Source organism: Rhodococcus sp. SJ-2 (genome assembly GCF_053750035.1).
Genome location: NZ_CM132340.1, coordinates 1,313,236 through 1,325,428, shown reverse-complemented (window position 1 = coordinate 1,325,428; position 12,193 = coordinate 1,313,236). Strand labels below are relative to the sequence as shown.

Below are 12,193 nucleotides of genomic sequence, written 5' to 3'. Positions count from 1 at the left end.
TGTCGGTGGTCGTGGCTATGGTCTCGCTGTGCAGCTCCGCTACCAGTACCGCGTCTACCCGACACCGAGTCAACAGAACATGCTGGCCCGGTCGTTCGGATGCGCGCGGGTGGTGTTCAACGATGCGTTGCGTGCACGGCAGGACGCGCACGCGGCCGGGGTGAAACTGTCGGACACCGACGTGCAGAAGCAGGTGATTACCGCCGCGAAACGCACACCGGAGCGGGCGTGGCTGGCCGAGGTGGTGTTGGTGCAGTCGGTGCGCGACTCGGCAACGGCATACAGGAACTGGTTCGATTCACTGGCCGGGAAGCGGAAAGGCCGCAAGGTCGGTCCGCCGCGGTTCCGGTCCCGCAAGGACACCCGGCAGGCGATCCGGCTCACCCGCAACGGCTTCAGTATCCGAGGCAACCGGAAGTTGTATATCGCGAAGGTCGGCGAGGTGAAAGTCGCCTGGTCACGCGACCTACCCTCGGAACCCTCGAGTGTGTCGATCATCAAGGACTCGGCGGGTCGGTACTTCGCGTCGTTCGTGGTCGAGACGACCGACGTGCCGTTACCGGAGTCCGATGCGGAGGTGGGGATCGACCTGGGCCTGACGACGTTCGCGGTCCTGTCGGACGGCAAGACCATCACCTCACCGAAGTTCTTGCGCCGCGCCGAACGCACACTCTGCAAGGCGCAACAGGCACTCTCTCGCAAGCAGAAGGGCAGCAACAACCGGGCCAAGGCACGCGTTCGTGTCGCGAAGGCTCACGCCAAGGTGGCCGACGCCCGCAAGGATTGGGCGCACAAGAACTCCACGGCGATCATCCGCGAGAACCAAGCGGTGTTCGTCGAGGACTTGTGTGTCACCGGGCTGGCGCGGACGAGGTTGGCGAAGTCGGTGCACGATGCCGGGTGGGGCATGTTCACTCGGATGGTGGAGGAGAAGGCCGCCCGGTATGGGCGGACCTTCGTGAAGGTGGACCGTTTCTACCCGTCGAGCCAACTGTGCTCGACGTGTGGAGTGCAGGACGGCCCGAAACCGCTCTCAGTGCGGGAGTGGCAGTGCGCGGCGTGCGGTGCGGTCCACGACCGCGACCTCAACGCCGCCAAGAACATCCTCGCCGCCGGACGGGCGGAGAGGCGAAACGCCTGCGGAGGGACCGTAAATCCTGCCGCCTAGCGGGAGGTAAGTCCCTGTGAAACAGGAACCCACCGGAGTGGCGCGTAGCGCTGCAGGAGGAATCCCGGTCGTTCACGGCCGGGAGGACGTCAACAGTTCTCACTGGCGGCGTTGCCGGGCGATCAGCTCACTGACACTGATCGTCTGGGCATCGTCCTCGCGGTGCCGCCGGCCCTGCGTGTCGGGACCGCGCGAAGCTCGGTCTACGGGCGGCCGGCGATGGTTGTCGCGCTGGGGCAACTCCGGCCTGTCCTCAGGCGCGTTCGCGGCGGGGTCGTTCGGGCCCTGCCCTTCGCGCTGCTGCTGGGACCCGGGAGCCCGCTCGGCGGTCGAGGGAGCCCTCCGCATCTGCGAAAGCCAGCTTTCGATGGCCTGCGGATCACGAGCCTGGGCTGCGGGGGCCTGCCCTTGCACGGGGGCGGGGCGGCCCCCGGCAGCCTGGGTGTTCTCGCCGGTGTTGCCTGTCGGAGCCTGAGGGCGCACGTCGGTCCGGGGCAGTGGCGGAGGTACCGATCCACGCTGTCGCCGTGGCAGCGGCGGCATCGCTGAGGTAGGCGGTTGTTGCTGCGGGGACTGGGCATGTTGTGCAGGACCCTGCTGACGTGGCGCAACCGGCTGCTGCGGGCCTGCAGTCCCCCGGCGGGGGAGCGGGCCGCTCGCGTTACCGGGCGCGGGCATTCCGCGGGTCGGCGGGGGACCCTGCTGCGCCGGACCCTGTTGCGCCGGACCCTGTTGCGCCGGACCCTGTTGCGCCGGACCCTGTTGCGGCGGCACGGGCGGATGGCCTGGCCGTCCACGACGGATCGGCGCGGAAACCTGGTGGCCTCGGCGAGGCGGAAGTCCAGCGCCGCCGCGCGGTGCCGGGCCCCCCGGCTGCCCGGGCTGTCCCGGCTGGCGCGAGGCCGTCGGACGTCCCTGCGATCGGCGCGGGGGCGGAAGGTCGCGTGACCGTCGCTGCTCGGATGCCGGCCGTGGTGCGGCGATCGTGGGCATCGGCTGCGTCATCAGGTCGTTCTCGCTCCCGGCATCGCCGAACATGCCCTTCGGGAACCGGTGCGATCCCGTTGCCGTGATCGTGGAAGGTCCGAACATGCCGACGGTGATGAGCTCGGGAACGTCCTCGGGCATCAGCTCGTCGGGCAGGATCGGCTCGGCGAGGCCGACCTTTTCCTGGATTCGCTTCATCCATGCAGGCGCCCACCAGCAGTCGTCGCCGAGCAGTTTCATCACCGCCGGGACGAGGAACATGCGGATCACGGTCGCGTCGATGATCAGCGCCGCGATCATGCCGTACGAGATGTACTTCATCATCACGAGCTCGGAGAACGCGAACGCTCCGGTGACGACGATGAGGATCAGCGCTGCGGCCGTGATGATGCGACCGGTGTGGGAAGTGCCGATACGGATCGATTCGGTGGTGCTCGCTCCCTGCGATCTGGCTTCGACCATGCGCGAGAGCAGAAACACCTCGTAGTCGGTCGAGAGGCCGTAGATGATCGCGATGATGAGCACCAGCACCGGCGACATGATGGGACCGGGGGTGAAATTCAGCAGGCTCGCGCCGTGACCGTCGATGAATATCCAGGTGAGGATGCCCAGGGTCGAGCCGAGCCCGAGCGCACTCATCAATGCGGCCTTGATCGGCAGTACCAGCGACCCGAATGCCAGGAACATCAGCAGGGTCGTCAGTACGACGACGAAGACGACCATCAGCGGCAACGTGTCCAGCAGTGCCGCGATCGAGTCCTGCTCGATCGCAGGCGTGCCACCGACGTAGACCTCGACGCCGTCGGGCCACGACGCGGAATGCAGGTAGTCGATCGTGTCGGAGGTCATGTTGCGGTCGACGAGCCCGGCCTTGAGGACGCGGACCCCGTCCTTCGCGGGACCTTCGATGGAGAATTTCTCGACCAGCCCCGGTGCAGCACTCCCGGTCTCGATGATCTTGTTGAGGTCGCCGCCCTCGGCGCCTCGGATCACGAGCTTGACCGGCTCGGTTCGCTGGCCGGGGAACAATTCGTCGAACTGCGCCTGCGCGGCCCGGGTCGGGTGATCCGGTGGAAGATACGTCTCGTTGATGCCGCCGAATTTGATACCGGTCAGCGGAGTGATGAGCAGCAGCAGACCGATGACCGTGGGGATGGTCACCTTCATCGGGTTGAGCATCACCCAACGGGTCAGGCGACCGAGGAAGCTGTTCTCGATCTGCTCGTTCGACTGGATCTGGCCGAACCGCTTCATGCCGAACTTGTCGATCCGTCTGCCCAGGATCGCCAGGATGGCGGGAAGCACCGTCACCGATGTGAGCGCAGCCAGCGACACGGTCGCGATCGCACCGTAGGCGACGGACTTGAGGAAGCCTTGCGGGAACAGCAGGAGCCCGCCGAGGCTGGTGATCACCATCGTCGCCGAGAACACGACGGTGCGACCGGAGGTGATCACCGTGCGGCGCACCGCGGCGGCCGTCTCGTAGCCTTCGGCAAGTTCTTCTCGGAACCGCGACACCATGAACAGGCCGTAGTCGATGGCCAGACCGAGCCCGATCAACGACACCACGGGTGCGACGAACGAGTTGACCTCGGTGAAGTTGGTGATCAGACGGACGATGCCGTTGGCAGCGACAACCGTCAGGCCACCGGTGATCAGCGGCAGTGCCGCGGCGATCACACCACCGAACACGAAGAACAGCAGCACACCGACCGCGGGGATCGCGAGGATCTCCATGCGTTTGATGTCGTTGGCCATCGTGTCGTTGAGCGCGTTGGTGACCGGCTGGAGTCCGGCGAGCTTGACGTCGACGCCCTCGATTCGGAGCGAATCCTTGACGTCGCGGAAGTTGTTCGCGATTTCGGTGTCGTTGTCACCGGCGATCGCGATGGAGGCCACACCGTGCTGTTTGGATTCGTCGGCGAGGGCGGGCAGCGCCGGAGCGCTGTCCGTACGCCAATACGAACCGTTGATCTTGAGAATCTGGTCGGGGTTGTCGGCGAACCACGAGTTCAGGCCCGCGGTGACGGTTGCCGTGAACTCGGGGTCGTCGACGGTCTTGCCCTCGGGTGCGGTGATGAGTGCCAGGACATCGCCGTTGGTGTCTCGCCCGAATGTGCCGTCGGCCAGCTTCGCGGCCGTGACGGACTCCGAGCCGGGGTCGTCCCAGCCGCTCTGACTGAGATGGTCGTTCAGGCTCAGGCCGTACCCGGCGAGCCCGAGCAGCGCCGCGACCATCACCGCAATGACGGTGAAACGCGCGCGGACGACGAGCTCTCCCCAACGGTCGAACACGTAAATCTCCTATTCGGCGACGCTCTTGCGCCCCGCAAGAAGGGCTGAGAGCGGTCGGAACGGCTGCAACCACGCACCCTCGTCCGGCAGCGTTTCGAGGCTGACTCGCGGCAGCGGCTCACGGAACACGCCGGGGATGTCCTCGAGATCGACGAAGTCGAGGATCTCCGAGGTCACCGCCCAGCTTGCATGCTCACGGAAGCCGAGTACCTGCACCGCGACGCCTGCTGCGGCAAGTTCCTCGAGGGGTTCCCGGAATGCCTGCCCGTCGGCGGATGCAACCATCACACCGGCGAGGCCTTCGCCGCGCCGCAGCTCGATGTGCTCGAGCATATCGGAGTCGACGTCGCTGTCCTCGTCGATCTTGGGCTTGGCGAACACCGCGAAACCCACGTTACGCAGAGCTTCCACCCACGGACGCACGACGTCGGCGCTGCCGGGTGCGATATTCGTGAAGACCGTCGCCTCGGCCTCCAGCGGCGAGGTGCGGTGACGCGACAGGTCGGCCGTGCGGCCGAGGAGCCAACGGCCCAGTGCGTCGAACCTCGGCCGGTATGCGGCAGTCGGGCGGCCGCCGAGGATCGCCCCGAGGCCCATATCGAGGTTCGGTGCGTCCCACACGAGCAGCACGCGCCCGGGCCGCTCGGTGCTCTCGATCACGGCGGTGTCGGTCGCACCGGGCACTTCTTCATGGACGCTCATGCTCCGATCTTCCCCCAGATCATCTCGGCGATGTGGCTGCCCACCTGGTGAGCCTTGTCCTCGAACTTCGTGACCGGACGATCGTGGCTGACGGGGGACTCCCACGTCACATCTGTGAGCTGGGGTTCGGCGTTACCGGCTTCCAGGATCCACTCCGCATATTCGGCGTGGTCGGTTGCGACATGTAACACGCCGCCCGGCTTCAGCCGGGTCGCGATGAGCGCGAAGGTCCTGGGTTGCAGCAGCCGGCGCTTGTGGTGCCGTGCCTTCGGCCACGGGTCCGGGAAGAAGACCCGGACGGCGGTCAGAGATTCGGGCGCGACCATGTGTTCGAGGACCTCGACGGCGTCGCCACGCAAGATCCGCAGATTGGTCACAGGCGCGTCGGTGTCTGCGGTGCGCTCGATCCGCTGCAATGTCTGCGCGATACCCGGGCGGTAGACCTCGATGGCGATCAGGTTGATGTGGGGTTCGGCCTGCGCCATCGCGACGGCAGCGGTGCCGGTGCCGGAACCGATCTCGAGCACCAGGGGGGCCGGACGGCCGAACCACGCCTCGGTGTCGAGCAGATCATCGCCCACATCGCGACCGAGTTCGGGCCAGCGGCGGTCCCATGCGTCCTGCTGCGGATCGGTGAGAGATCCGCGGCGAGAGCGGAAACTCGTCACTCGCGGGTACAGGCGATTCCCCCTGGACTGCTGCTCGTCGAGCGTGTCGGTCGTGTCCTGATCGGAGTGGTTCACTCGACCATTGTCACGTATCGCCAGAGTGCGTGGCAGGAGTGACCGGTGTGACCACAGGGTTTTCTCAGGATGAGGACCCCGGACAGCGTGCTCGGGCAGTGTCGGAACGTGGTCTCTGACACAATTCCTTCGCGACGATCGGGGGATCATGACGGGGGAATCGAGCACGCGGTATCCGGGGGCCGATCCGTGGCACCGGATCGCGGACGAAGTGGATCGGCTGGATCCGGATGCCGGACGCACACTGCATTCTGCGCTCGCCCGGTGCACCGCACCGCTGCGGATCCAGGTCGCAGGACGCGCAGGTGTCGGACGCGCAGATGTGCAGCGCACATTGGCAGGGTTGCCCGCCTCCTCGGAAGCCGCCGTCATCGACGTCCCCGGAACACCCGATCCGGTTCTCGACGCCGATGTGGTGATCTATGTGCTCCCCTCCAGGCTCGATCCGGTCTCGGTGCATCCGGCCGACCGCCGCGCCCTCGCAGCGCTCGATTCCCGGCGCGTCATCGTGGTGGTCGCCGGCGACACGGCAGTCCAGGGTCTCGTGGCATCGGTGTTCACGCGGGACGACCCGAATCTGGAGGCGGTGCTCCTCGAGCGACTCGACCGTGCTGACTCCGGTCGGTTCGAGGATTTCGTCACTACGGTGGCGGGGATCGCGGCGTCGCCGCAGGCAAGGGACGTCATCGAGGCGGCACTCGAGAATCCTGCCGCGCCCGGAGTGTCGGTAACCGGGTTTTCGGGGTCCGAACTTCCCGCGTCGAGTGTTCCGGTCCGGTGAGCGGCGCCGATGATGTCCTACGGCGCTGGAACCCGCGCGGTTGGGCACGGCTGCACCGATCGCCGGCCCCGGATCGCGGTGTTGCGGTGGTGCGGGTCGCGGGGGTTGCGGGTTCGGGCCGCACTACCCTCACCGCCGAACTCGCAGAGCTCGGCGGTGTCGAATTCGTCGAGGACGGGGATGCTCCCGTGGTGCTCATGGTGCTCGATGCATCCTCGGTTCTCGGGCGCACAGAACTGGCCGTGCTCGACGCAGCGGCGCGTGACGCAGCCGACGTGGTGTTCGCGTTCACCGGAATCGACCGATATCCGCGATGGCGGTCGATCAGCGAGCGTGACATAGAACTGTTGCATCGGCACATGCCGAGGCTCGCGCGGGTCGTGCTGATTCCGGTGTCCGTCGTCGCAGCGGCCCGGGCCAGGGAGCTCGGTGGCGATGCCGGCCGGGTGCTGGCGGTCGAATCGGGGCTGGTCGGTGTGCACGACGCGCTTCTCGCCGCGGCGAGGACATCCGCGCAGGCCCGGTCGACACGCACCGCGGTGGTCGCACAGACGAGCAGCATGATCGTCGAGGAGATCGCTGCGCTCTCGGCCGCCGACGACACCGCTGATCTTCGTGCCGAGCGCGAACGTCTCGCGACGCGACGGATCGGCCCCGAACCTCGCCCGGACTCCCACCGAGTCCGGGTGGAGTTGAGGCGGGACCTCGCGGTGCGCGTGCGGGAGGCATCGGCGGAATTGCACGGTGTCCTCGACGAGGGCTCGGTCGATCCGCGTGGTGTCGAGATCCTGCTGACCGCGCATTCGCAGCGAATCCGAGAAGCGGTCGCGGTAGCGGTCGAACGCGGCCTGGGAATCGTGTCGCAGCTGCCGAGTGCAGAACCGGCTCCTGCGCCGCGGATCCCCGGTCGTCGTCTCGATGATCGCCTCGCGCTCGTGTTGGGGGCCTCTGCGGGCGCGGGCCTCGGCCGCATGGTGGCCACCTTGCTCGGAGCAATTCCGGTGGCGGTCTCGGTGCTGGTGACGGTTGTGTGCGGGGCAGCAGCCGCGTGGTGGCTCGTTCGTCTGCGCAGACAGGTGGCGCACCGCGAGCTGATGCGACGGTGGGTCGTCGACGAACTGACCTCGCTTCGCGCGGACCTCGAGGCGTGGATCCGCGCGATGGCCCTCGACGCCCAATCGAAGCTCGCGCGCGACACGGCTGCGCAGGAGCTCGCACGCACCACCGAATTGCGCGAGCAGGTGGCAGCAATCGACGACCGTATTCGTCGACGCCTCGGGGAACAGCGCGCCCGCATCGCGGCCTGTGAGCGGGACCTGGCGATGTTGAGGCAGGTGGAACCGTGGTCGGCTCCGGTGCGTCCAATCAGCTGAGGGACGGCGTAGGAGAGGCCCGACAACGCAGGAACAAGATCTCAGGGGGCAGACATGGCTGACACATTTCTCGGCGCAGGCGGGTTCGACGACCAGGGCCTCGGCGGTTTCGACGTGTTCGACCCGGCGAGTACCGCGGCGTGGGCGGACTCCGTCGGCGCCACGACCGATCTCGACGGGGACGGGCTCCTCGACACCGTCGCTTTCGACAACGGCCACGGTGCCCTGGTCGTTGCCACCGACAGCGATCTGGACGGTTCCACCGACCGGCTCACGGCCGTCGGCGACGAGGGAGAATTCGGTGTGTGGGAGTTCCGGCGAACTGCGGGTGGTGCACCGGATTGGGTCCGGATCGATGCGGGTACTCTCGGCAGAGACGAATGCCACATTTCCGAAGGCAAGTGAGGTGTATCGCCTGTACGAACAGGAAGGACGGAGGTAGTCTCCACGTCTCTGAATCGTTTCTGTGACATTTCCGACCGGACCCGATTGTTCCCGGTCCGATGTCCGGCGTTAACCTCTATGAATAGGACATCCGGCGCCCGCGTCCTCCGTACGGCCACGGACGAAGCGGGTGGTACCCCTGCCGAGAGGGGAAGGCCCGGGTTCGCCTCTGATCAGGCATAACCATGCAGGTCGGGGCAGATCCCGGTTCCGGGCACACCCCAGGAGAGTTTGATGACCTCAGCAACCATTCCCGGTTTGAACGGGACCGACGACAAGCTCCCGACCCAGCATGCCGAGCTGCTTGCGTGGGTCCAGGAGGTTGCCGAGCTCACTCAGCCCGATCGCGTCGTGTGGGCCGACGGATCCGACGAGGAATGGGATCGGCTGACTGCCCAGCTCGTCGAATCCGGCACCTTCACTCGTCTGAACGACGAGAAGAAGCCGAACTCGTTCCTCGCGAACTCCGACCCGTCGGACGTCGCGCGTGTCGAATCCCGCACCTACATCTGCAGCGAGAACGAGATCGACGCGGGCCCGACCAACAACTGGATGGCGCCCGACGAGATGCGGGCCATCATGACCGACCTGTACCGCGGCAGCATGCGCGGACGCACCCTCTTCGTGGTGCCGTTCTGCATGGGCCCCCTCGGTGCCGACGATCCGAAGCTCGGTGTCGAGCTCACCGACTCCGAGTACGTCGTCGTCTCCATGCGCATCATGACCCGCATGGGTGCCGCTGCCCTCGAGAAGATGGGCACCGACCGTCCCTTCGTCAAGGCCCTGCATTCGGTGGGCGCGCCTCTCGAAGCCGGTCAGCAGGACGTCGCGTGGCCGTGCAACGACACGAAGTACATCACTCACTTCCCCGAGACCCGGGAGATCTGGAGCTACGGTTCCGGTTACGGCGGCAATGCACTGCTCGGCAAGAAGTGCTACTCGCTGCGTATCGCCTCGGCAATGGCCCACGACGAGGGCTGGCTCGCCGAGCACATGCTCATCCTCAAGCTGATCTCGCCCGAGAACAAGCCGTACTACATCGCCGCGGCCTTCCCGTCGGCGTGCGGCAAGACCAACCTCGCGATGATCCAGCCGACCATCCCGGGCTGGCGCGCCGAGACCCTCGGTGACGACATCGCGTGGATGCGGTTCGGTGAGGACGGCCGTCTCTACGCCGTCAACCCGGAGTTCGGTTTCTTCGGTGTCGCCCCCGGCACCAGTGCCGATTCGAACCCGAATGCGATGCACACCATCGAGGCGGGCAACACCATCTACACCAACGTCGCCAAGACCGACGACGGCGACGTGTGGTGGGAGGGCATCGGTGGCGACAAGCCCGCTCACCTGACCGACTGGCTCGGCAACGACTGGACTCCCGAGTCCGACACGAAGGCTGCTCACCCGAACTCGCGTTACTGCACGCCGATGTCGCAGTGCCCGATCCTCGCCCCCGAGTGGGACGACCCGCAGGGGGTGCCGATCTCCGCGATTCTGTTCGGTGGACGTCGTAAGACGACGGTCCCGCTGGTCAGCGAGTCGTTCGACTGGCAGCACGGCACCTTCCTCGGTTCGACGCTGTCGTCCGAGCAGACCGCAGCAGCCGAAGGCAAGGTCGGCAACGTTCGCCGCGACCCGATGGCGATGCTGCCGTTCCTCGGTTACAACGCCGGCGACTACCTCAACCACTGGATCAATCTCGGCAAGAACGCCGATGAGTCCAAGCTCCCGAAGATCTTCTACGTCAACTGGTTCCGTCGTGGCGACGACGGCCGCTTCCTGTGGCCCGGCTTCGGCGAGAACTCCCGCGTGCTGAAGTGGATCGTCGATCGCATCGAGCACAAGGCCGACGCGCAGTCCACGGCCATCGGCTACGTACCGACCGCAGCCGACCTGACCCTCGACGGCCTGGACGTCGACACCGCGGACGTCGACGAGGCTCTGAAGGTCGACGTCGACGAGTGGAAGGCCGAGATCGATGGCATCGCCGAGTGGTTCGAGTTCCTCGGTGAGAAGGTGCCCTCGGGCATCCGCGACGAGTTCGAGGCACTGAAGCAGCGCCTCGGCTGAGTCCGCACCCGCCTGTAGCCGAATGCCCCGTGCAGTCAGTTCAACTGATGTGCACGGGGCATTCGGTGTCTGCGGAGATCGGCGTGCTCAGGCGTTCTGTGTAGCCACCCACTCATCGAGCCGACGTTTCGCCTCCTCTGGCGGAACATCCTCGACGCGCGTCATGACGGCCCAGCGATGCCCGAACGGATCCAGGAGGGAAGCGAAGCGATCGCCGGTGACGAACGTCGACGGTTCCTCGAAGACCTGTGCACCCAGCGACACCGCGCGAGCGAACGTCGCGTCGACATCCGCGCAGTACAGCACGTACGAATGGTTGACGTTGTTCGTGCCGTCGGGGGCGTGCAGCCCCATCGACGGATGCGGGTCGCTCAGCTGCATGCGGCCGTGGCCGAAATCGAGTTCGGCATGCATGACAGCTCCGTCGGGGCCGTCCTGGCGGTCGACGAGTTTCGCGCCGAACGCGTCGGTGTAGAACTCGATCGCTTTCGTCCCTCCGTCCACGACGAGGAACGGCGTCAATGCGGTGTAACCGTCGGGAATGGGATTCACGGAATTCGTCATGCTCCCCAGTGTTGGACCTGAGGGCCGCACCTGTATTGAAGGAACCCGACATGGTGCGTCGTCGGCAACATGATGCAATAGGTATATCGCACACCACAGCCGGTCCCTGGTGGCCGGGAGAGGATCAGCTATGAGCGGGATCTACAACAATGTCACCGAGCTCGTCGGTCGTACCCCGATCGTCAAGCTCAACCGGCTGACCGAAGGCCTCGACGCGACCGTCGCTGCCAAGCTCGAGTTCTACAATCCGGCCAACAGCGTCAAGGACCGCATCGGCGTGGCGATCATCGACGCCGCCGAGAAGTCCGGCGCACTGAAGCCCGGTGGCACGATCGTCGAGGGCACCTCCGGCAACACCGGTATCGCGCTCGCGATGGTCGGCGCAGCCCGCGGCTACAAGGTGATCCTCACGATGCCGGAGACGATGTCGACCGAACGTCGCGTCATGCTCCGCGCCTACGGCGCCGAGATCGTCCTGACCCCGGGTGCCGACGGCATGTCCGGTGCGGTTGCGAAGGCCAAGGAAATCGTCGAGTCGACCGAGAACGCGGTGTCGGCGAGCCAGTTCGCGAACCCCGCCAACCCGCAGATCCACCACGACACCACCGGCGAAGAGGTCTGGAACGACACCGCAGGCGAGATCGACATCTTCGTCGCGGGTATCGGCACGGGCGGCACGCTCACCGGTGTCGGCCGCAACCTCAAGGCACGTAAGCCAGGTGTGAAGATCATCGGTGTCGAGCCCGCAGATTCGCCGATCCTCACGGGCGGCAATCCCGGCCCGCACAAGATCCAGGGTCTCGGCGCCAACTTCGTTCCCGAGGTCCTCGACCGGGAGATCTACGACGAGATCATCGACGTCCAGTTCGACGACGCCGTGAAGACGGGTCGTGCGCTCGGCACCGACGAGGGAATCCTCGGCGGTGTGTCGGCCGGAGCGAACGTGTGGGCAGCCCTCGAGGTCGCGAAGCGCCCCGAGAACGCAGGCAAGCTCATCGTCGTGGTCGTTCCCGACTTCGGCGAGCGCTACATCTCGACGCCGCTCTTCGAGCACATCCGGGACTGACCG

General features: G+C 66.3%; 10 protein-coding genes. 6 read left to right on the top strand and 4 right to left on the bottom strand.

Annotated elements, in window-relative coordinates:
• Positions 1-28: 28 nt before the first annotated feature.
• Positions 29-1,168 (top strand): RNA-guided endonuclease InsQ/TnpB family protein, encoded by a 1,140-nt coding sequence (locus tag ACSYG9_RS05985; protein WP_454841573.1) that lies wholly within the window; start codon positions 29-31, stop codon positions 1,166-1,168.
• A 99-nt stretch (positions 1,169-1,267) separates the two neighbouring features.
• On the opposite strand, the gene ACSYG9_RS05980 is transcribed toward ACSYG9_RS05985, so the two are convergent.
• Genes ACSYG9_RS05980 through trmB form a run of 3 tightly spaced genes read right to left on the bottom strand, consistent with a single transcriptional unit; the run spans position 1,268 to position 5,931 of the window.
• Positions 1,268-4,450 (bottom strand): MMPL family transporter, encoded by a 3,183-nt coding sequence (locus tag ACSYG9_RS05980; protein ID WP_454841571.1) that lies wholly within the window; start codon positions 4,448-4,450, stop codon positions 1,268-1,270.
• Positions 4,451-4,459: 9 nt separating this feature from the next.
• Complete coding sequence (locus tag ACSYG9_RS05975; protein WP_440126268.1) at positions 4,460-5,152, bottom strand: NYN domain-containing protein; 693 nt, start codon at positions 5,150-5,152, stop codon at positions 4,460-4,462.
• On the bottom strand, positions 5,149-5,931 hold the full coding sequence (trmB, locus tag ACSYG9_RS05970) for a tRNA (guanosine(46)-N7)-methyltransferase TrmB (RefSeq protein ID WP_454842889.1): 783 nt from the start codon (positions 5,929-5,931) through the stop codon (positions 5,149-5,151). Before trmB ends, ACSYG9_RS05975 begins: the two co-directional genes overlap by 4 nt.
• Before the next feature lie 112 nt (positions 5,932-6,043).
• On the opposite strand from trmB, the gene ACSYG9_RS05965 reads away from it, so the two are divergent.
• From ACSYG9_RS05965 to ACSYG9_RS05950, 4 genes are all read left to right on the top strand, one after another.
• Positions 6,044-6,676, top strand: a complete 633-nt coding sequence (locus ACSYG9_RS05965) for a hypothetical protein (protein WP_440126267.1) — start codon at positions 6,044-6,046, stop codon at positions 6,674-6,676.
• Positions 6,673-8,049, top strand: coding sequence for a hypothetical protein (locus ACSYG9_RS05960; protein ID WP_454841570.1), 1,377 nt, complete (start codon positions 6,673-6,675; stop codon positions 8,047-8,049). The genes ACSYG9_RS05965 and ACSYG9_RS05960 overlap by 4 nt, the downstream gene beginning before the upstream one ends.
• A gap of 54 nt (positions 8,050-8,103) precedes the next feature.
• The gene (locus ACSYG9_RS05955) at positions 8,104-8,454 is read left to right on the top strand and encodes a DUF6802 family protein (protein WP_454841568.1); all 351 of its coding nucleotides are present in this window, start codon (positions 8,104-8,106) and stop codon (positions 8,452-8,454) included.
• A 273-nt stretch (positions 8,455-8,727) separates the two neighbouring features.
• The gene (locus tag ACSYG9_RS05950) at positions 8,728-10,560 is read left to right on the top strand and encodes a phosphoenolpyruvate carboxykinase (GTP) (protein WP_454841567.1); all 1,833 of its coding nucleotides are present in this window, start codon (positions 8,728-8,730) and stop codon (positions 10,558-10,560) included.
• Positions 10,561-10,647: 87 nt separating this feature from the next.
• On the opposite strand, the gene ACSYG9_RS05945 is transcribed toward ACSYG9_RS05950, so the two are convergent.
• Positions 10,648-11,124 carry a VOC family protein gene (locus ACSYG9_RS05945; RefSeq protein ID WP_440126263.1) on the bottom strand — a complete coding sequence of 159 codons (477 nt, stop codon included), beginning with the start codon at positions 11,122-11,124 and terminating at the stop codon, positions 10,648-10,650.
• Between the two features lie 130 nt (positions 11,125-11,254).
• On the opposite strand from ACSYG9_RS05945, the gene cysK reads away from it, so the two are divergent.
• The gene (cysK, locus tag ACSYG9_RS05940) at positions 11,255-12,190 is read left to right on the top strand and encodes a cysteine synthase A (RefSeq protein WP_440126262.1); all 936 of its coding nucleotides are present in this window, start codon (positions 11,255-11,257) and stop codon (positions 12,188-12,190) included.
• Positions 12,191-12,193 lie beyond the last annotated feature (3 nt).

Bases quoted from the DNA above. Each gene is read 5' to 3' on its own strand.
- ACSYG9_RS05975 (WP_440126268.1), bottom strand. From the start codon at position 5,152: ATGAGCGTCCATGAAGAAGTGCCCGGTGCGACCGACACCGCCGTGATC.
- ACSYG9_RS05965 (WP_440126267.1), top strand. From the start codon at position 6,044: ATGACGGGGGAATCGAGCACGCGGTATCCGGGGGCCGATCCGTGGCAC.
- ACSYG9_RS05955 (WP_454841568.1), top strand. From the start codon at position 8,104: ATGGCTGACACATTTCTCGGCGCAGGCGGGTTCGACGACCAGGGCCTC.
- ACSYG9_RS05950 (WP_454841567.1), top strand. From the start codon at position 8,728: ATGACCTCAGCAACCATTCCCGGTTTGAACGGGACCGACGACAAGCTC.
- ACSYG9_RS05945 (WP_440126263.1), bottom strand. From the start codon at position 11,124: ATGACGAATTCCGTGAATCCCATTCCCGACGGTTACACCGCATTGACG.
- cysK (WP_440126262.1), top strand. From the start codon at position 11,255: ATGAGCGGGATCTACAACAATGTCACCGAGCTCGTCGGTCGTACCCCG.